A 17,751-nucleotide genomic window follows, 5' to 3' on the forward strand; every position below is an offset into this window, starting at 1 on the left:
TCCCTCCCGCCCGTTTTTACTTTTTAATTTTTGCTTTTGGCTTTTTTTCCTTTTTTTTTCCACAAAACCCCCCCCCCGCGGGGCCGTTTCTCCGGGGTTTGGTGTTCCCGGGGGGCAACCCCGCTCCCCTCGCACCGGCTTATGCGAAACAGGGCTGCGAACGTCAAGATATTGTTCGGTTTTTGCCCGGCTTTCGCCCAAAAGCTATGGGCGGCGACACACTCGCCAGCGCCGCCGCCCAATTAGATCGATTGAAATCGGCTGGTGGTCGTCAGCCTTTGCGCAGGTCGCCGTCCGGCTGGACGACGAAGATCAGCACCGCCAGCATGGTCATGTAGAATTTGAACGCCGCCTCCTGGCCGTTCCACGTCGAAGACTGCCACATGACGAACCACTCGCCGCCGACAACCATAAAGCCGAAATACCAAACGAGGAAACCCATCGTGGCGGCGATCACCACGAAGTTCTTGGCGTCGTTGAAAACCTGCCCGCTGGCATTGCGCGCCTGCCACAGGTTCCACGCGGCAATCAGATAAAGCAGGCAGGTCAGCGCCTCGCCCAGGATGATCAGCCAGTAGCCCGCCGTCCACAGCGACGGGTCGGTGATCGACCGATACATCAATGCGTTACCCGGAAAGGTTGTGTCCATGCTCAGCACATGCTGGACAAAAGCAAAGTTTGAGCCGTAATCGGTGATGTTGCCGAAAGCGACAAGGAAGGCGAAAATCGCCAGACACAGACACATGACGATCTTGGAGAGACGCGCGGTCATGGCAAGAACTCCTGCTGAAAGATCGGGGCATCGCACGCATCAATCGCCGAGTCCCGAAGATCGCGCAACCGGGGTTCCAGTGATCATAGTGCTCACCACCATCGCGAGACATTATGCCGGCCTGCACGGCATTGCGGAGACTGTCGAAGCTCTCGATCTCGACAGCAATTGCGCCGTAGGTGACCTTGTTTCTTTTATGAAAGCTGCAAGACAGTACGATTTTGCAGTCATCCGCCGCCGCTGGATTTCGGGCGAGACGGGCAGCACGCTCGAACTGACGCTCGATCACCCGGCGCGAGCCTGATCAGGCGCAGCAAGAAACTTGCGAATAGGCAGCGCTCGTCCTGCTTTGCAAACCCAGACGGGGTAGCCTATCTTCAAGGTCGAATTGGAGCTGACCCATGAAGTTCAAGGCGATCATTCACGAAGCCGAAGAAGGTGGCTACTGGGCCGAAGTGCCGGCAATTCCCGGCTGCGCGACCCAGGGTGAAACCTTGGACGAACTTGTCGAGAACTTGCGTGAAGCGATCGAAGGCTGCCTCTCGGTAGAGCCGCTATCTTTCACTTCAGAACCCGGCCGGGTCATGGAAATCGCTGTTTGAAGTCCATTTCCGGCAAAGAGTTTGCGCGTGCCGTAGAGCGGCAAGGCTGAAAGCTTTTGCGTGTTGCTGGCAGTCATCACATCTACGGCAAGGAAGGTAGCATCGTGCGCCTTTCGATCTCGATTCACAGCAACAAACCGCTCAAAACGGGGCCTTGCGGCATCTCTTGGCGCTGGCCGGGATGAGCGAACGCGATATCTGAGCTCTGACCTGTCGGCTACGCCGCCTCCCGCCCCATACGCCGAGCTGTGTAGCGCTCGATCGCCGACAACCCGTCATAGATCAGCACGGCAAGAGCTGCGACGATCAGGCCGCCCTGCAGGATAAAGGCGAGATTGTTCGACAAGAGACCGGCGATGATCACCTCGCCCAGCGTCCTGGCCGCCACGGTCGAGCCGATCGTTGCGGTGGCGAGACTGATGACCACCGACAGCCGGATGCCGCCGAGAATAATCGGCGCGCTGAGCGGCAGCTCGACCTTGATCAGTCTTTGCCAGCCGGTCATGCCGGCGCCGCGCGCCGCCTCGACCACATTGGCCGGCAGCGTCGTCAGCCCGGTCAGCGAGTTCTCGAAGATCGGCAGCAGGCCATAGAGAAACAGCGCGATCAGTGTCGGTTTCTCGCCGAAGCCGACCGCTGGCACGGCCAGCGCCAACACCGCCACCGGCGGAAAAGTCTGGCCGATATTGACCAGGCTGCGCGACAGCGGCAGGAATTCTACGCCGGCCGGCCTGGTGACCAGGATGGCGAGCGCCACGGCAACGATGGTCGCGGCCACGGTGGCGATCAGCACGGTCCTCAGATGCAGCAGCGTCAGCGACAGCAGGCTGCCCTGGTTGTAGATCGCCGGCGCGTTGTTCTCGGTCAGCGGCTTCAGAAGCGGTTCGAACCAGCCGGGGGTGGTCACGAATGCGACGAGCAGCACCACCAGGACAAGCCTGAGCAGCGATGGAAGCCAGGCTTTTAAGCCAGCCTCTTTCATGCCGGCCTCGCCGCGCGCTTCACCAGCCCGTCCACCGTCACACGACCGAGTGGCTTACCGTCGGCGCCCTTCACCGGCAGAGCCGGGCGGCCCGACCAGAGGAGCTCGGCCAGCGCATCGCGCTGGCTGGCATCTTCGGGGATCGCCTCGCCTTCGGCGGTCCCCTTCTCCACCGCATCGCGCACGCGGCCGAGCGACAGCAGGCGGAACGGCTTTTCACTGGCGCCGACCAGGCTCTCGACGAAGGCGCTGGTCGGCTTCGCCAGGATCTCGGCGGGCTTGGCATATTGCACCAACTTGCCGGCATCCATCACCGCGATCTTATCGCCCATATGCACCGCCTCTTCCATGTCATGGGTGACGAGGATGATGGTGGTGCCGAAGCGCTTCTGGATCGCCAGAAGATCCTCCTGCGCCTTGTTGCGGATGATCGGGTCGAGCGCGCCGAACGGCTCGTCCATCAACAGCACGTTCGGTTCCGCGGCAAGCGCGCGGGCAACGCCGACGCGCTGCTGCTGGCCGCCGGAGAGCTCGTGCGGATAACGTGGCCCAAACGCCTCGGGATCGAGCTGGTAGAGCGTCATCAACTCGTCGACACGGCGCTTGATACGGGCCGCGTCCCAGCCGAGCAGCACCGGCACGGTGGCGATGTTCTGCGCCACCGTGCGATGCGGAAACAGACCATGGCCCTGGATGGCGTAGCCGATGCTGCGGCGCAGCTCATAGCCGGGCAGCGAGCGGTTGTCGGCGCCGTCGAGCTTGATCACGCCCGCGGTCGGCTCGACCAATCGGTTGATCATGCGAAGCAGCGTCGTCTTGCCGGACCCCGAGGTGCCGACGATGACGGCGATGGTGCGCGGCTCGATCACCATCGACACATCGTCGACCACCGTTGTCGCGTCATAGCGCTTGGTAATGCCTTCGATCTCGATCATGCCGGTTGCGCCTCGCGTCTCTTGGTGGAGGTCATTTCGATCACCGCATCGAGGATGATGGCGGCGGTAAAGGCCAGCGCCACCGTCGGTATGGCGCCAAGCAGCACCAGGTCCATCGCGGTCTGGCCAACGCCCTGGAACACGAACACGCCGAAGCCACCGCCGCCGATCAGCGCCGCGATGGTGGCAAGGCCGATGTTCTGGACCAGCACTATGCGGATGCCGGTGAGGATCACCGGAAAAGCCAGCGGAAATTCGACGCCGAACAGGCGCTGGCGGTCGGTCATGCCCATACCCCGCGCCGCGTCGTTGGCTGCACGTGGCACACCGGCCAGCCCGACCACGGTATTGGCCACCACCGGCAGCAGCGAATAGAGAAACAGGGCGACGAAAGCCGGTGCGGTGCCGATGCCGCGAATGCCGAGGGAGGCCGCGCCGGGCACATGCGTGGCGACCCAGCCGAGCGGCGCGATCAACAGGCCGAACAGCGCGATCGAGGGAATGGTCTGGATGATGTTCAGAACGTTCAGCACGCCGGCCCGCAATTTCTCGACGCGGTGGCAGAGGATGCCGAGCGGCAGGCCTGCGATCACCGCCGCCGCCAACGAGCCCAGCGCCAGCGTCACATGCTTGGAGCCTTCCGCCCAGAAACTGTCGGCACGGTTGGCATATTCCTTGAGAATCGACAGGCTGTTCCAGCTTCCCGAGACCAGCAGCACGCTGATCGCCGCTGCCGCGACGACGAGCACGCCGATCCGCGCCGCTGGCGACAGGTTCAGCCTTGTCAGAACGTCGGCGAGCAAAAGCGTAAAGGCGAAGATGAGCAGCCAGAAGCCCGAGGCCGGCGAGATGCGGGCAAAGCTGTTGCCCTCAGGCGTCAGGAAGCTGCCGGCGACCCCGATCAGCAGCGCCAGTGCTGCAAGCGCGGCCACGCTGGCGGCAAGGCGCAGGATCAGCGGCGTCTTCAAAAGCGCGATAAGCGCCGCGGTGACGACGACCGCCAGCAGCAGCGAGCCTGCCAACGCAGGCAGAGCCTCGATAATCGAGCGTGCCTCGCCTGGCACGATGCGATTGGCACGGAAGGTGGCGAAGGGTGCCGCGAAAGCGGCATAGGCAACAATCGCGGCAATGACCACGCCGAGCTTGTCGAAGCGGATGGTCATGACGTGCCATTGCGACGGCGGCGACTTGAGGACCCGACGTCAGGACCAGGACCGCCGCGCTCCGTCGCGCCCCCCTCTGTCCTGCCGGACATCTCCCCCACACGGGGGGAGATCGGCAGCTTCATTGCCGCCGGTCCATCTTCGCCGTTGGCGATTGGCGAAAGCCGAGCGGGCATCCAATCTCCCCCCAAGTGGGGGAGATGGCCGGCAGGCCAGAGGGGGGCGCCTCGCACCGGCGTCATTTTCAAAACGGGCTGACTACTTCAAAAACCCGTTCTTCTTCAAAAACTCTTCGGCGACGCCCTTGACCGGTTCGCCGCCGACCTGCACGCGGCCGTTCAGTTCCTGCAGGGTGACGAGGTCGAGTTTGGCGAAGACCGGCTTCAGCAGCGTCTCGATTTCGGGATGCTCCTTCAGCACCGCCTCGCGGATGATCGGCGCCGGCTGGTAGACCGGCTGCACGCCCTTGTCGTCTTCGAGCACGACCAGGCCGGACGGCGCGATGCCGCCATCGGTACCGTAGACCATGGCGGCATTGGCGCCGTTGGTCTGGTTCGCTGCCGCGGCTATGGTCGCTGCCGTATCGCCGCCGGACAGCGTGATCAGCTGGTCCGGCTTCAGCGTGAAGCCATAGGTGGTCTGGAACGCCGGCAGCGCGGCAGCCGAATTGACGAACTCGGCCGAGGCCGCCAGCACCACCTGGCCGCCGCCGGAGACATATTTGCCGAAGTCGGACAGCGTCGCCAGCTTGTTGGTATCGGCGACATCCTTGCGCAATGCGATCGCCCAGGTGTTGTTGGCCGGCGATGGCGACAGCCAGACGATCTTGTTGGCGTCGTAGTCGAGCTTCTTGGCCGTCTCATAGGCTTTCGCCGCATCCTTCCACACGGGATCGTCGGCTTTTTCGAAGAAGAAGGCGGCGTTGCCAGTGTATTCCGGATAGATGTCGATCTCGCCGGCAGTAATCGCCTTACGCACCACAGGGGTGCCGCCGAGCTGGATCCGGTCGGTGGTCTGGATGTTGTTGGCGTTCAGCACCAGCTGGATGATGTTGCCGAGCACGCCGCCTTCGGTGTCGATCTTCGACGACACGACCACCTGAGCGCTCGCCGAGGCTGCGGTGATGCCGAGCGCCAGAGCCGCGCCGGCCAGAACCTTGACTGAAAACATTTGACAAATCCCTTGCTGAGAACCGGACTACGGCTGCCGCATATGAGCATGGCTTCAATGCTCCGTCGGGGTACACGGTTTCATAAGAAGGGGGATGGGCGCAATAATTTTGTTCCGATGCGGTAAATTCGGGCGTGGCTCGTCCCGACAGCGTCGTGTCAGGTAGTCCCGCGCAAGCTCGTCATCTTCAATGCGCCCAATGCCACGAAGCACAGCACCGTCACCGGGAAGATGATCCAGTTCAGCATCTCCCAGCCCCAGGCATTGTAGACGGCACCCGACATCAGCGAAGCAAAGGCGACGGAGCCGAACAGGACGAAGTCGTGAAAACCCTGGACCTTACCTTTCTCGGACGGCCGATAGCTGTCCGCTACCATGGCGGTGGCGCCGATGAAGCCGAAATTCCATCCGAGGCCAAGCAGGATCAGCGCCGTCCAGAACTGCCACAACGCCAAGCCCGACAGTGCCACCACGGCGCAGCCGATGAGCAATACAAGCCCGGCCGCCACGATCCGCTCGGCACCGAAGCGATGGATCAGCGAGCCGGTGAAGAAGCTCGGCGCGAACATCGCCATGACATGCCAGGAAATGCCGAGCGTGGCGTCGTCCGTCGACAGGCCGCAGCCGACCATGGCCAACGGCGCGCCGGTCATGACGAAGCTCATCAGCGCATAGCTACCGACGGCGCAAAACAGAGCCGCGACAAAACGCGGTCTCGTCACGATCTCTGAAAGTGGGCGGGCGTCGCTGCCGGCGATTTCAGCCTTACCGGTTGCGCTGGCCGGGACGTGCAGGAAGGAGAGAATAGCGGCGCCGACCGCGGCCAGCACCAGGATGGACGCGAACGAGCCGGCAAACATCACCGGCAAAAACAAGTCGCGGGTGAAGATGACGATCTGCGGCCCGAGTATGGCGGTGACGACGCCGCCAGCCAGCACGAAGGAGATGGCGCGCGCCTTGAACTCCGGCGTCGCATTGTCGGCGGCGGCGAAGCGGAATTGCTGGACGAAGGCGCCGCCGACGCCGATGACGGTCAGGCCGAAGGCGAACAGCCAGAAGCTGGGGTGGAAGAGTGCCAGTGTCGCTATGAGGCCACCCAGCGCAGTAACAATCGTGCCGGTCATAAAGCCGTCGCGCTGGCCCAGCCAGCGGATGATGGCCGCGGCCGGCAAGGAGCCGAGCGCCACGCCGAGGTTGAAACCTGTGACCGGCGCCGTCGCCAGCGACTTGTCGGCATCGAGCAGATGCTGCCCGGCCAGCGCTCCCAGGGAAATGGCGATGGGTGCGGCCGAACCGATAATCGCCTGCGAAGCGGCGAGGATGAACGCGGTGCGGCGCGCTTCCTTAACGGCCTCGACGGCGACGATGGCCGTCATGGCGCGTCCTTGCCGCGCCCCTCGCCGCGCACCCGGCGCGACACGCGATCGAGCACCGCGTTGACCAGCTTCGGTTCATCTTCCTCATAGAAGGCCTTGGCGATGTCGACATATTCGGAGACGATGACGGCGACCGGCACGTCCTCGCGCTTCATCAATTCGTAGACGCCGGCGCGCAATATGGCGCGCAGCGTCGAATCGAGCCTGGACAATGGCCAGTCCTCGGTCAGCGCCTGGCGGATGATCGGGTCGATGATCTTCTGGTTTTCGACGACGCCGGCGAGGATGGCGCGAAACCATTGCGCGTCCGCCTCGCGATAGAGCGCCCCATCGACTTCCTTGCCAAGCCTGAATGCCTCGTATTCGGCGGTGATCTCGAAGACGCCGCTGCCGGCCACATCCATCTGGTAGAGCGCCTGCACGGCGGCCAGACGGGCAGCACCGCGCTTGTTGGCGTGGCGTACCGCAGGCTGGCCGGGTGACGCGGGTTCGCTCACGATCGCTCTCCCAACTGTTGCTTGAGGGCAATCATAGTCAGCGCCGCGCGCGCTGCAAAGCCGCCCTTGTCGCCTTCCGAACGCCTGGCCCGCGTCCAGGCCTGCTCGTCGTTTTCGGTGGTCAGGATGCCGTTGCCGATGCAGACCGCTTCCTGCACGGACAGATCCATCAGCGCACGGCTAGACTCGTTGGCGACGATGTCGAAATGATAGGTGTCACCGCGCACGACGGTGCCGAGGGCGACAAAACCGTCATAGCTTGGCCCGCCTTCGGTGGCGCCGTCGAGCGCGAAGGAAATCACCGCGGGAATTTCGAGCGAACCAGGAACGGTAACGACGTCGTATGTCGCGCCCGCTTCCTCAAGCGCGTTTGTCGCGCCTTCGAGCAGCGCGTCGGCAAGGTCGTCATGAAAGCGAGCCTCGATGACAAGAAGGTGGGCCTTCTTCTTCGGGCGAATGAACGCTTTGCCGTGTTGGGATGTGCCAGCCATAGATGTCTCCGGGATCGCCGGTGACTTAGGCCGAAGCCGATATGATCGCAAGCGGAAGATTGGCGCGGCGCGGTGACAGTCCTTATCGATCCTCTCGCGTGTGCCACAGGCGGAGCACATAGATGGTCGATTTCTGGATCTCGTAACGCATTTCGTAGTTGCCTATCAGAATGCGGCGAACTTCGCGTGGTTCGAACTCTTCCAGACTTTCACCGATGCGCGGATGTTCAGTCAGCCGGGTGGGAGCGGCAGTCAGAGATTGCACCACGCGTGCGGCTGCCTGGCTATTCACCGGCGCGAGAAAGTCATAAAGCCGCACCAAATCGGACAGAGCCTTGCTGGTCCACTTCAATTCCATCAAAGCGGTGCCGGCAGCGGCTTTTCCTTGTCAAGGCTATCGGCCCATGCCTGCACGGTTTGGTGATCGACAACATGCCCGCAATCCACATCGGCCAGCGCTTCGAGCGTGAGCCGCCGACGCTCCTCCTCCATATCAACCCAAGCGGAAAGGGCTTGCTTTACGATCCAGCCCCGTGGACGCTCAAGACGAGCCGCGAGTTGGTCTACCTTTTCTGCGAGTGGCAGGGGAACGTGCGCGGTAATTACCTTGGTATCCATTGGAAAGCCTCGTCTAATCGAACCTAATCATAGTGATTAAATGTGATTATGTCGAGCTGGAATGGTCTGACGATGGCCTCAAAGCCCCTCTTTTGCCGCCTCCGCCAGGCGTGCCGCGTAGCGGGCCATGGTGTCGATCTCGAGGTTGACCCGGTCGCCGACCTGGCGTTCGCCCCAGGTTGTCACCGTCAGCGAGTGATGGATCAGCAGCACGTCGAAGCGCGTGCCTTCGACCTTGTTGACGGTGAGCGAGGTGCCGTCGAGCGCGACGGAGCCCTTGGGGGCGATGAACTTGGCCAGTTCGCGCGGTGCTTCGAGCGTGAAGCGCACGGCGTCGCCTTCCTCCTTGCGCGCCACGATCTCGGCCATGCCGTCAACATGGCCTGATACAATGTGGCCACCGAGTTCGTCACCGATCTTCAGCGCCCGCTCCAGATTGATCCTGGTACCGGATTTCCAGTCCATCGCCGTCGTCAGCCTGAGCGCCTCTTCCCACGCCTCGACCTCAAACCAGCGTGCATTGGCGCCGCTTTCCGGGAGCGCCGTCACCGTCAGGCAGACGCCGCCGCAAGAAATCGAGGCACCAATGGCGATCGTTTCAGGGTCATAGGCCGTGTCTATACGCAAGCCGACCCCCTCTCTCAGAGGCTTGACGGCAGCGACGGTGCCAACATCGGTGACAATCCCGGTAAACATCAGATACTGTCTTTCAGTTTGACCATGATCTTGTCCAAAAACCGGTTTCCACTTTTTGGGATCATGGTCTTATCCACTCGGCATAGCTGTCTTCGCCGAAACGCATGTCGCGCAATTTGCGAAATCCTGCCGGGATATGGCTGGCGTCGACGGGCGATGCAATGCCACCCTTGCCGATCGGCTCCGGCCCCTGGAACAGCACGATCCGGTCGACCAGCCCTTCGGCGAGGAAGGCTTTGGCCACCTTGGCGCCGCCTTCGACCAGCACGCTTGCCATGCCGAGCGCGGCCAGATCCTCGAGCAGCTCCGGCAGCGCAATATCGCCGTCATAGGTCTCAGTGCCGATGAAGCGCACGCCAGCGCGTTCGAGTGCTGACCGCCGCTGCGGATCGGCTTCGGCACAGGCGGCGACATAAAGCGGAACCCGGTCGACGCCGGCGACCAGTTTCGACGTCTCCGGCAGCCTGATCTGGCGGTCGAGCACGATGCGCGCCGGCGAACGGTTTTCCAGCCCCGGCAACCGCACCGTCAGCGCCGGATCGTCCTCCAGCGCCGTGCCGATGCCGATCAATATGCCGTCGGCTTCGGCCCGCATCAGATAGACTTCGCGCCGGGCGATGTCGCCAGTGATCGAGACCTGCCCCTCGCCTTCCATGCCGATCTTGCCGTCGCTGGAAAGCGCAAGTTTCAGAATTACTTCCGGTCGCTTTTTGAGAGATCGAGTGAGATAGCCGGCCATCTGCTCGGCGGCTTCTGCCACCAGCACCTTTTCGACCACCTCGACACCGGCGGCACGCAGGATCGCATAGCCGTTGCCGGCCACCCTTGGATCTGGGTCGCTCGCGGCCCCAACCACCCGCGTGACGCCGGCATTGACCAATGCATTGGCGCAAGGCGGTGTGCGGCCATGGTGGGCGCAGGGCTCCAGAGTGGCATAGGCAGTGGCGCCGCGTGCGAGTTCGCCAGCCTCGGCCAGCGCCTCGGTCTCGGCATGCGGCCGGCCGCCAACAGCGGTGACACCGGTGCCGACGATCATCGGCCCGGTGCCGTCGTCGCGCACGATTAGCGTGCCGACCGAAGGGTTGGTCGAGGTCCGCCCGGCATTTTTCCGCGACAGCCTGAGTGCCGCCGCCATGAAGCGGCGGTCAAGGCCCTCTTGTTCGGCTTGGCTGCGCCTTGCCATGCTTAGCCGGCGTCCTCTTCCTTGAGCTCATCCCCCTTGAGTTCGCCCAGTACGTCGTGGAAATCCTTGGCCTCGCGGAAATTGCGATAGACCGAGGCGAAGCGGACATAGGCGACGTCGTCGAGCGACTTCAGCGCCTCCATGACAAGGCGGCCGACCTCACCCGAGGCGACTTCGGTCTCGCCCGAGCTTTCGAGCTGGCGCACGATGCCGGTCACCGCGCGGTCTATGCGCTCGGGATCGACATTGCGCTTGCGCACCGCGATCTCGACCGAGCGCAGCAGCTTGTCGCGGTCGAACGGCACTTTGCGTCCGGACTTCTTCACCACGACGAGATCGCGCAACTGCACACGCTCGAAGGTGGTGAAGCGGCCACCGCAATCGGGGCAGACGCGCCGCCTGCGGATCGCCGCGCCATCTTCGGCAGGGCGCGAATCCTTCACCTGCGTATCTTCGGACTGGCAGTAGGGACAGCGCATGGAGAACCTTTGTTGGATTCGAAACGACCAAGGACTTAGTAGCTTTCGGCGCGGAATCAAAGACCCAGAAAACAAGCACTGGCCCAGCACCAAGTCGAACCGCCACCAGCCGTGGCGAGAGCTGTCGCGAGAAAAGACCGCCGGTGCTACAAGGCCGTCGGCACCAGGAGCGGCTGAAGGAGAGGGCTGGTGAATCTTTTAGGCAAAAGACTGCAGGGCAAACTCGTTACGTCCATCTCAAAGGAGAACGACGTGTGCATAGTAGCCTTCGATGACGGCACAGCTATGACAGTCAATACGGCTGTCAGTCCGTGGTTTGTCGCGGAAGCAGAACCACCACGCGTGACCGGCTTTGTTAAACGAGACCATGGTTACAGAATAACTCTGTCTGGCCAATCCTATATCGATATTTCTGGAGATGAAAACCTTATCGTCTCTCCCGAAATATTCGTCTACGTTGACATCGATGGCCAATATATTGTTGAGACGTAAAATAAGTTTTTTTAAGCAACGCAACGCCGTAGCCATCTGACGGGGGAGAATGCAAGCGTTCGCTCAGCTCGGCAGGAACGGCTTTCGATGAAGTCTTACGGCGCGACGTCACCGGTCGGAAACCTACATGACAGACCGAGGCTGCGATAGGCCTTGGTGAAGCCGTCCATCGATACCGTCGCGACCGGCTTGTCGGCGAAGACGATATCGAGCGCGCCGGCGCGGCGCATGGCGCGCAGCAGCGCCAGGCTGACCTCGGTCTTGTTGTTCAACATCCATTTCCCGCCGGCAAGGGCATTGACGGTCGCCTTGACCTTGCCGTTGCTGTCGCCGAACACCGCCGGGATGTTCTCGCCGGTCGGCAAGTCCTTGTTCCTCATCGCGATGACAAGGGTCGGATAGCCATTGGGCGGTAATGCATCACCGTTCGAGATGGCAAGCGTGAGGGTGCCGCTGGTACCGCTGGCGTCGAGAAAGGCGGTCGAGGCGACGCAGGTCTTGCGCACGTCCTCACCGGTATCGATCTCGTCCACGGTGGTGGACCATTTGCCGAAGGTTTCCGTCTTCGGTGCGGTTGGGGTCGGCGCGGACTGTGCCAAGGCGGCGGACAGCGGCAAGATGGTCAATGTGGCCAACACGCCAAGCGCGCCAAAACCAGCGACACGGAAAATCTGCATCATCGTCAAGGCTCCTGTCCGGACTCCGTGCCCGCTGAAACGGTCGTTCTCCTACGGCCGATAAGGGACGACAGTTTGCGAGCGCTCAACCGAGATAGGGATAAAGCGGAAAACGATCGGTCAGCGCGGCCACCTTCGCCTTCACCGCTGCCTCGACGACTGCATTGCCTTCGTCGGAATTCGCGGCCTTGAGCCCGTCCAGCACCTCGGCGATCAGCTTGCCGATCTCGCGGAACTCGGCCTGGCCGAAACCGCGCGTGGTGCCGGCCGGCGTGCCGAGGCGCACGCCCGAGGTGACGAACGGCTTTTCAGGATCGAACGGGATGCCGTTTTTGTTGCAGGTGATGTTGGCGCGGCCAAGCGCTGCCTCCGCGCGCTTGCCGGTGGCGTTCTTGGGCCTGAGGTCGACCAGCATTAGATGATTGTCGGTGCCGCCGGAGACGATGTCGAGACCGGTCTCCTGCAGGCTGGAGGCGAGCGTCTTGGCGTTGGCAGCGACGCTCTCGGCATAGAGCTTGAAGCTTGGCTTCAGCGCTTCGCCGAGCGCCACCGCCTTGGCAGCGATGACGTGCATCAGCGGCCCGCCCTGCAGGCCCGGAAACACCGCCGAGTTCATCTTCTTGGCGATGTCCTCGTCGTTGCACAGGATCATGCCGCCGCGTGGGCCGCGCAACGACTTATGTGTGGTGGTGGTGACCACATGCGCATGGGGCAGCGGCGACGGATGCACGCCGCCGGCGACCAGGCCGGCGATATGGGCCATGTCGACCATCAGATAGGCGCCGACCGCGTCGGCGATCTCGCGAAAACGCTTCCAGTCCCAGACGCGCGAATAGGCAGTGCCGCCGGCAAGGATCAGCTTCGGCTTGGTCTCGTGGGCGGTCTTCTCGATCGCATCCATGTCGAGCAGGTTATCGTCCCTGCGCACGCCGTAGGAAACGACCTTGAACCATTTGCCTGACATGTTGACCGGCGAGCCATGGGTCAGATGGCCGCCCGAATTCAGATCGAGGCCCATGAAGGTGTCGCCGGGCTGCAGCAGCGCCAGGAACACCGCCTGGTTCATCTGGCTGCCGGAATTCGGCTGGACGTTGGCGAAGTTGCAGCCGAAGAGTTTTTTGGCGCGCTCGATGGCCAGTTCCTCGGCCACGTCGACGAATTGGCAGCCGCCATAATAGCGCTTGCCCGGATAACCCTCGGCGTATTTGTTGGTCATGATCGACCCTTGCGCCTCGAGTACGGCGCGGGAGACGATGTTTTCCGATGCGATCAGCTCGATCTCGTGCCGCTGGCGACCGAGTTCGTTGCGGATCGCGCCGAAAATCTCGGGATCGGCATCGGCCAGTGTGGTTTCGAAGAAGGATTCGAATTTGTTCGACACTGCCGCTGCTGTTGCCATGAGCTGAATTCCTCAGGTTTGGGGTCTGCCGCGCCATTAACACAGTTGCTTTCGCCCCGCCACGTTTGCAGCGCGAAATTTGCTGGCCGGATTGCGGCAGCGAGGCGAAGAGCCAGCTATTTTCTCGCCTGCCAGCCCTTCAGCAAAGCCTCGGTGAGCGTAATCTCGGTCAACAGCGCCTGCATCGTGTGGTCGTTGATCTCTCGGCTGCGAAACATGGCGCGAACCGCCGTGCGCTCGGCCTCGATGCCGGCGAGCCTCAATTCAAGCTCCATCCGTCCGGCTTCACGGGCTTCGGCGCGTGCTTCATCCGCTTCGTCGGAGGCGGCGATGCGGCGGCGGTAGCCGGCGACAATACTGTCGGCCGCGGCAAGCAGGGCGCCGGGCACCTCGCCTTCGTCCCCATCCTCCGCGGCGGCCATGTTTTCGATGCGGGCGATGGCGGCCTTTGCCGCACCGACGCGCGCCAGGCGCTCCTCGGCCGCCCCTGGATCTTCGCCCGGCTCGACCAGCCCGTGCGCGATCTTCGGCAAGGCAAGGCTGGCGATGGCCAGCGAGCAAATGATGACGCCGGCTGCCAGGAAGATCACTTCGTCGCGCGCCGGAAACGGCGAGCCGTCCGGCATGGCGAGCGGCAACGACAGAATGCCGGCCAGCGTTATGGCGCCACGCACCCCGGCCACCGAGCCTGCGAGCCGGATGCGTAGCCCGAACGGTTCGGCCTTGCGCTTGCGCAATCGCGCCAAGACGCGGGCTGTAGTGTCGCCAATCCAGATCCAGACGAAGCGCAGCCCGATCAGGCACAGCGTCAGCGCCAACACCGTCAGGATCGGCTGGATGACCGGATAGCGGCCGCTGAGCCCGGGCGGTACGTTGCCGATGATGTCGGGAAGCTGCAGGCCGAGCAGGATAAAGAGAGCGCCGTTGAAAACGAAGGAAAGCGTCGACCAAAGCGACATCGTCTGCATGCGCGCCGAAACGCCGAGGAAACGGAAAATTCCGGACCCGCCGGTCAGCATGCCGGCGGTGACCGCTGCCAGGATGCCCGAAGCCCCGAAGTGCTCCGCGCCGAGATAGGCGACGAAGGGCAGCAGGACCATGACCAGCACCTGTGCCTCGGCCGGCACGCCGCCGATGCGGTTCAGCAATTGCAGCGCCTTGGCGGCAACGAACAATGCCACCACGCCGGCCAGGATGCCAATTGCCACGGCGTAGAGGAAAGTCAGGGATGCGGCGGCGAAGGAGAAGCTGCCGGTCAACACTGCCACCACGGCAAAACGGAACATGACCAGCCCCGACGCATCGTTGAGCAGGGACTCGCCTTCCAGAATGTGCATCAGCCGCGCCGGAACCACATTCTTGTCGACGATCGAGGACACCGCCACCGCGTCGGTCGGCGACAGAACCGCGGCAAGCGCGAAAGCGACGACGAGCGGAACGCTCGGCACCAGCCAGTGCAAGGCGTAGCCGAAGCCGACGATGGTGAAGAAGACCAGTCCGATGGCAAGGTCCAGTATCGGCCCGCGCAGCGCCAGCAGCTCACGCTTCGGTGCCGTAACGGCGTCGCTGAACAGCAGCGGTGGAATGAACACCAGCAGGAAAAGCTCGGGATCGATCTCGACATGGATGCCGCGCACCGGCAAGGCGAGTGCGGCCCCTATGGCAATCTGCAGCACCGGCAACGGGACGCGCACCAGCCGTGCCAGCGCGCCTGATACCGCGACGAAAACGAGTACAATCAGGATGAAGATGGCGACTTGCATGGCCCTGTACCGAACGACGCTTTCCGGATCTTGCACAAAGCGCGCCCTCCAGCCGGATACAAAAAGGCCGCCCTCAGCGGCGGCCTTTTCAGCAGAAAGATCAGTTGCTTAGAGCGCAGAAGTGATCTGCAGCTCGTTGGCTCCGTCCAGCCCATAGATATCGTCGCGGAACTGCACGACGCCAGGCCCCGTCGACCAGGCCGAGATGTAGAGGAAATAGACCGGCACCGGATTGTTGACCTGCACCGGGATGTTCTCGCCGCTTTTGATCGCCGCCTCGAAATGCTGGCGGTTCCAGCCCGGCGTGTCGCGCAGGATCCAGGTGACGAGGTCGCGCACGTTCTGGACGCGCACGCAGCCCGAGGAATCGAAGCGCATCATCTTGCCGAACAGGCTCTGCTGCGGCGTGTCGTGCATGTAGACGCCGTCCGGGCTCGGGAAATTGATCTTGACCGAAGCCATCGCATTGCCGGCGCCCGGATCCTGGCGAAAGCGGTATTTGGCGGCGTCGTCGGTCGACCAGTCCACGGTCAGCGGATCGACCTCGCTGCCATCCGGTGCGAACAGGCGGATCTTGCTGTCCTTGAGATAGTTGGGGTCCTTCCGCATCAGCGGAATGATGTCCTTGCGCACGATCGAGACCGGCGCGTTCCAGTAGGGATTGACGATGATTTCGTTGATCTTGGAATCGACGATCGGCGTCTGGCGGTCGATCTTGCCGACAACGGCGGTATGGCGCAGCACCACGCGGTCGTTCTCGACCGCCTCGATCTGGGCGCCCGGGATGTCGACCAATACATAACGGTTGCCCAGTGTGCCGGCGCGCTCGTTCAGCCGCTGCAGGTTGGTCTGCAGTTGGCCAAGCCGGACCTGCGCCGAAACATTCATCGCCGCATAGGTATATTGGCCCAGCGTCCCGTCGGAAGGCAGCCCATGGCGCGCCTGGAAACGCTTGACCGCCGCATCGACATAGGAATCGAAAGCCTCCGAAAGACCGGCGCTCTGCGCCAGGTCGCCCGAAACCATCAAGCGCCGGCGCAATGGCACCACGTCGGGGTCGATGACGCCGAGCTGCAATTTCTTGGTGTCCGGGACTGGCTCCCAGCCGCCCTGCGCGACAATATTCTGATACTGCGCGATCGCCTGCTCGGTGTACGCAACGGTCTGCAGGCTGACGATCGGCAGCGTCGAGGCCACCTTGCCGCCCTGGCTGGCGCGAGCGTCGAACTGGTCGTCCCAGTTGCCGCGGCCCGAGGATTTCAGGATATCCCCGATCACGTCCTGCGCGCTGGCGCCACCGGCAAGCATCGTCGCTGCCAACGCGGAGGCTCCGGAAAGGAAGAAACGGCGACTGGTTCTCATGTACGCTCCAGACAGTCTTGTAACAATTCTCTTCATCGAGCGATCCCGCCCGCACTCTAGGGTTGGCAATGTTAACAATTAGCCAACCATGGCCCCTACCACTTCGTGAGAACACGCCGGGCGCGACGCGCGTTTCAGGGGGACGCTTGGCCGTTGCCGCAACATCACCCGCATTCTCGCTTCCACCGGGAATATGGCGGCAACGTGGCCCCGACCGCGATTTGGATCGACTGCCCTCACGAAACGGAAAGACCGGTGCTTTTCGGCACCGGTCTTTAGGTCGCTCCCCGACCGCGCCTCTTTTGGCGCGGTTCCCCTTCACATGGCGGATCTACCTTACATCCGATAGGCAATCGTATCGTTCCAGAAGCGATCCAGCCGCTGCAGGGCGCGGTTCATCTGCTTGAATTCTTCCGTGTTGATGCCGCCGACCTGCTCGATCGAGCCGACATGGCGCTCGTAGAGGCCGCCGACGACTTCCGCCACCTCGCTGCCCTTCGGCGTCAGTGAGACCCGCACCGAACGGCGGTCGATGCGCGAGCGCTGGTGGTTGATGAAGCCGAGATCGACCAGCTTCTTCAGATTGTAGGAGACGTTCGAGCCGAGATAGTAGCCGCGCGAGCGCAGTTCGCCGGCGGTCAGCTCCGAATTGCCGATGTTGAAGAGCAGCAGCGCCTGGATAGCGTTGATGTCGGAACGGCCGTTGCGGTCGAATTCGTCCTTGATCACGTCAAGCAAACGGCGGTGCAGCCGCTCCACCAGCTGCAGCGATTCCATGTATAGCGAACGGATCGCCTCGCGGCGGTCATCGGATACGTTGGCGGTCTTCGCCGCCGGACGGGAATTGATCATTGTCTTTGCCTCTCGTTTGTCGCCTGGTGATTTTTTGTTTTTCACCTTGATCGCGACACTATCGAATACTCATAAAATTCGACTTAAACGCTAGGGCTAACAAGAGCTTACCGGTAAGAGGTTTCGAAAGAGGCTTAACGAAGGGTCACCCAAACAAGGATGATTAACCTAAAGATTTAGCCAATGATTCCGGACGGAAATTTTGCCCGTCCAATGAGGCGCGCCGCGCTATTCCCGTCGAT

At 62.5% G+C, this 17,751-nt stretch carries 21 protein-coding genes; 3 read left to right on the top strand and 18 right to left on the bottom strand.

What is annotated here, in order from left to right; all coding sequences use genetic code 11:
- Positions 1 to 271: 271 nt before the first annotated feature.
- Positions 272 to 772 (bottom strand): DUF2165 family protein, encoded by a 501-nt coding sequence (locus NKH73_RS30500; protein ID WP_352938764.1) that lies wholly within the window; start codon positions 770 to 772, stop codon positions 272 to 274.
- An 88-nt stretch (positions 773 to 860) separates the two neighbouring features.
- On the opposite strand from NKH73_RS30500, the gene NKH73_RS30505 reads away from it, so the two are divergent.
- Together NKH73_RS30505 and NKH73_RS30510 are read left to right on the top strand one after the other, a co-directional pair.
- Positions 861 to 1,076, top strand: a complete 216-nt coding sequence (locus NKH73_RS30505; RefSeq protein ID WP_352938767.1) for a hypothetical protein — start codon at positions 861 to 863, stop codon at positions 1,074 to 1,076.
- A 97-nt stretch (positions 1,077 to 1,173) separates the two neighbouring features.
- Positions 1,174 to 1,374, top strand: coding sequence for a type II toxin-antitoxin system HicB family antitoxin (locus tag NKH73_RS30510; protein ID WP_023798395.1), 201 nt, complete (start codon positions 1,174 to 1,176; stop codon positions 1,372 to 1,374).
- Positions 1,375 to 1,591: 217 nt separating this feature from the next.
- Here NKH73_RS30510 and NKH73_RS30515 read toward each other — a convergent pair whose 3' ends face one another.
- From NKH73_RS30515 to nrdR, 12 genes are all read right to left on the bottom strand, one after another.
- On the bottom strand, positions 1,592 to 2,356 hold the full coding sequence (locus NKH73_RS30515) for an ABC transporter permease (RefSeq protein WP_352938770.1): 765 nt from the start codon (positions 2,354 to 2,356) through the stop codon (positions 1,592 to 1,594).
- Positions 2,353 to 3,291: an ABC transporter ATP-binding protein gene (locus tag NKH73_RS30520; protein ID WP_352938773.1), complete on the bottom strand. Its 939-nt coding sequence runs from the start codon at positions 3,289 to 3,291 to the stop codon at positions 2,353 to 2,355. The genes NKH73_RS30515 and NKH73_RS30520 overlap by 4 nt, the downstream gene beginning before the upstream one ends.
- Positions 3,288 to 4,454 (bottom strand): ABC transporter permease, encoded by a 1,167-nt coding sequence (locus NKH73_RS30525; RefSeq protein WP_352938776.1) that lies wholly within the window; start codon positions 4,452 to 4,454, stop codon positions 3,288 to 3,290. Before NKH73_RS30525 ends, NKH73_RS30520 begins: the two co-directional genes overlap by 4 nt.
- 258 nt (positions 4,455 to 4,712) lie before the next feature.
- A complete protein-coding gene (osmF, locus tag NKH73_RS30530) occupies positions 4,713 to 5,624 on the bottom strand; it encodes a glycine betaine ABC transporter substrate-binding protein OsmF (protein WP_352938779.1) in 912 nt (303 codons plus the stop codon).
- A 158-nt stretch (positions 5,625 to 5,782) separates the two neighbouring features.
- Entirely contained in the window at positions 5,783 to 7,000 is a 1,218-nt protein-coding gene (locus tag NKH73_RS30535) for an MFS transporter (protein ID WP_352938782.1), read from the bottom strand.
- Entirely contained in the window at positions 6,997 to 7,497 is a 501-nt protein-coding gene (nusB, locus tag NKH73_RS30540) for a transcription antitermination factor NusB (RefSeq protein WP_352938785.1), read from the bottom strand. Before nusB ends, NKH73_RS30535 begins: the two co-directional genes overlap by 4 nt.
- On the bottom strand, positions 7,494 to 7,988 hold the full coding sequence (ribH, locus tag NKH73_RS30545; protein ID WP_352938788.1) for a 6,7-dimethyl-8-ribityllumazine synthase: 495 nt from the start codon (positions 7,986 to 7,988) through the stop codon (positions 7,494 to 7,496). The genes nusB and ribH overlap by 4 nt, the downstream gene beginning before the upstream one ends.
- An 82-nt stretch (positions 7,989 to 8,070) precedes the next feature.
- A complete protein-coding gene (locus tag NKH73_RS30550) occupies positions 8,071 to 8,346 on the bottom strand; it encodes a type II toxin-antitoxin system RelE/ParE family toxin (protein ID WP_352938792.1) in 276 nt (91 codons plus the stop codon).
- Complete coding sequence (locus tag NKH73_RS30555; RefSeq protein ID WP_352938795.1) at positions 8,346 to 8,606, bottom strand: CopG family ribbon-helix-helix protein; 261 nt, start codon at positions 8,604 to 8,606, stop codon at positions 8,346 to 8,348. Before NKH73_RS30555 ends, NKH73_RS30550 begins: the two co-directional genes overlap by 1 nt.
- A 78-nt stretch (positions 8,607 to 8,684) precedes the next feature.
- The gene (locus NKH73_RS30560; RefSeq protein WP_352938798.1) at positions 8,685 to 9,302 is read right to left on the bottom strand and encodes a riboflavin synthase; all 618 of its coding nucleotides are present in this window, start codon (positions 9,300 to 9,302) and stop codon (positions 8,685 to 8,687) included.
- 61 nt (positions 9,303 to 9,363) lie between these two features.
- Positions 9,364 to 10,485 carry a bifunctional diaminohydroxyphosphoribosylaminopyrimidine deaminase/5-amino-6-(5-phosphoribosylamino)uracil reductase RibD gene (gene ribD / locus NKH73_RS30565; protein ID WP_352938801.1) on the bottom strand — a complete coding sequence of 374 codons (1,122 nt, stop codon included), beginning with the start codon at positions 10,483 to 10,485 and terminating at the stop codon, positions 9,364 to 9,366.
- A gap of 2 nt (positions 10,486 to 10,487) precedes the next feature.
- On the bottom strand, positions 10,488 to 10,964 hold the full coding sequence (nrdR, locus tag NKH73_RS30570) for a transcriptional regulator NrdR (protein ID WP_023798407.1): 477 nt from the start codon (positions 10,962 to 10,964) through the stop codon (positions 10,488 to 10,490).
- Positions 10,965 to 11,153: 189 nt separating this feature from the next.
- Here nrdR and NKH73_RS30575 point away from each other — a divergent pair, with 189 nt between their 5' ends.
- Positions 11,154 to 11,456, top strand: coding sequence for a hypothetical protein (locus NKH73_RS30575; protein WP_352938805.1), 303 nt, complete (start codon positions 11,154 to 11,156; stop codon positions 11,454 to 11,456).
- A 95-nt stretch (positions 11,457 to 11,551) separates the two neighbouring features.
- Here the strand turns inward: NKH73_RS30575 and NKH73_RS30580 are convergent, their stop codons facing one another.
- The 5 genes from NKH73_RS30580 to ldtR all read right to left on the bottom strand — a co-directional run bounded on the left by NKH73_RS30580 (position 11,552) and on the right by ldtR (position 17,509).
- Positions 11,552 to 12,133 carry an invasion associated locus B family protein gene (locus tag NKH73_RS30580; protein ID WP_502894002.1) on the bottom strand — a complete coding sequence of 194 codons (582 nt, stop codon included), beginning with the start codon at positions 12,131 to 12,133 and terminating at the stop codon, positions 11,552 to 11,554.
- Between the two features lie 85 nt (positions 12,134 to 12,218).
- A complete protein-coding gene (gene glyA, locus NKH73_RS30585) occupies positions 12,219 to 13,532 on the bottom strand; it encodes a serine hydroxymethyltransferase (RefSeq protein ID WP_352938811.1) in 1,314 nt (437 codons plus the stop codon).
- Between the two features lie 116 nt (positions 13,533 to 13,648).
- Positions 13,649 to 15,295, bottom strand: coding sequence for a Na+/H+ antiporter (locus NKH73_RS30590; RefSeq protein ID WP_352938814.1), 1,647 nt, complete (start codon positions 15,293 to 15,295; stop codon positions 13,649 to 13,651).
- 108 nt (positions 15,296 to 15,403) lie between these two features.
- Positions 15,404 to 16,657: a L,D-transpeptidase family protein gene (locus NKH73_RS30595; protein ID WP_352938817.1), complete on the bottom strand. Its 1,254-nt coding sequence runs from the start codon at positions 16,655 to 16,657 to the stop codon at positions 15,404 to 15,406.
- Between the two features lie 336 nt (positions 16,658 to 16,993).
- Positions 16,994 to 17,509 (bottom strand): transcriptional regulator LdtR, encoded by a 516-nt coding sequence (ldtR, locus tag NKH73_RS30600; protein ID WP_095485756.1) that lies wholly within the window; start codon positions 17,507 to 17,509, stop codon positions 16,994 to 16,996.
- Positions 17,510 to 17,751 lie beyond the last annotated feature (242 nt).

Origin of the sequence: Mesorhizobium sp. M0938 (assembly GCF_040319125.1) — a bacterium.
GTDB lineage: Bacteria > Pseudomonadota > Alphaproteobacteria > Rhizobiales > Rhizobiaceae > Mesorhizobium > Mesorhizobium robiniae.

What these genes read in the sequence shown, in the direction of transcription:
- NKH73_RS30550 (WP_352938792.1), bottom strand. Translation starts at nt 8,346, where the DNA reads ATGGAATTGAAGTGGACCAGCAAGGCTCTGTCCGATTTGGTGCGGCTT.
- NKH73_RS30500 (WP_352938764.1), bottom strand. Translation starts at nt 772, where the DNA reads ATGACCGCGCGTCTCTCCAAGATCGTCATGTGTCTGTGTCTGGCGATT.
- glyA (WP_352938811.1), bottom strand. Translation starts at nt 13,532, where the DNA reads ATGGCAACAGCAGCGGCAGTGTCGAACAAATTCGAATCCTTCTTCGAA.
- osmF (WP_352938779.1), bottom strand. Translation starts at nt 5,624, where the DNA reads ATGTTTTCAGTCAAGGTTCTGGCCGGCGCGGCTCTGGCGCTCGGCATC.
- nrdR (WP_023798407.1), bottom strand. Translation starts at nt 10,964, where the DNA reads ATGCGCTGTCCCTACTGCCAGTCCGAAGATACGCAGGTGAAGGATTCG.
- NKH73_RS30525 (WP_352938776.1), bottom strand. Translation starts at nt 4,454, where the DNA reads ATGACCATCCGCTTCGACAAGCTCGGCGTGGTCATTGCCGCGATTGTT.
- ribH (WP_352938788.1), bottom strand. Translation starts at nt 7,988, where the DNA reads ATGGCTGGCACATCCCAACACGGCAAAGCGTTCATTCGCCCGAAGAAG.
- NKH73_RS30580 (WP_502894002.1), bottom strand. Translation starts at nt 12,133, where the DNA reads ATGCAGATTTTCCGTGTCGCTGGTTTTGGCGCGCTTGGCGTGTTGGCC.
- NKH73_RS30520 (WP_352938773.1), bottom strand. Translation starts at nt 3,291, where the DNA reads ATGATCGAGATCGAAGGCATTACCAAGCGCTATGACGCGACAACGGTG.
- ldtR (WP_095485756.1), bottom strand. Translation starts at nt 17,509, where the DNA reads ATGATCAATTCCCGTCCGGCGGCGAAGACCGCCAACGTATCCGATGAC.
- NKH73_RS30555 (WP_352938795.1), bottom strand. Translation starts at nt 8,606, where the DNA reads ATGGATACCAAGGTAATTACCGCGCACGTTCCCCTGCCACTCGCAGAA.
- NKH73_RS30560 (WP_352938798.1), bottom strand. Translation starts at nt 9,302, where the DNA reads ATGTTTACCGGGATTGTCACCGATGTTGGCACCGTCGCTGCCGTCAAG.
- NKH73_RS30535 (WP_352938782.1), bottom strand. Translation starts at nt 7,000, where the DNA reads ATGACGGCCATCGTCGCCGTCGAGGCCGTTAAGGAAGCGCGCCGCACC.
- NKH73_RS30510 (WP_023798395.1), top strand. Translation starts at nt 1,174, where the DNA reads ATGAAGTTCAAGGCGATCATTCACGAAGCCGAAGAAGGTGGCTACTGG.
- NKH73_RS30590 (WP_352938814.1), bottom strand. Translation starts at nt 15,295, where the DNA reads ATGCAAGTCGCCATCTTCATCCTGATTGTACTCGTTTTCGTCGCGGTA.
- NKH73_RS30595 (WP_352938817.1), bottom strand. Translation starts at nt 16,657, where the DNA reads ATGAGAACCAGTCGCCGTTTCTTCCTTTCCGGAGCCTCCGCGTTGGCA.
- NKH73_RS30515 (WP_352938770.1), bottom strand. Translation starts at nt 2,356, where the DNA reads ATGAAAGAGGCTGGCTTAAAAGCCTGGCTTCCATCGCTGCTCAGGCTT.
- ribD (WP_352938801.1), bottom strand. Translation starts at nt 10,485, where the DNA reads ATGGCAAGGCGCAGCCAAGCCGAACAAGAGGGCCTTGACCGCCGCTTC.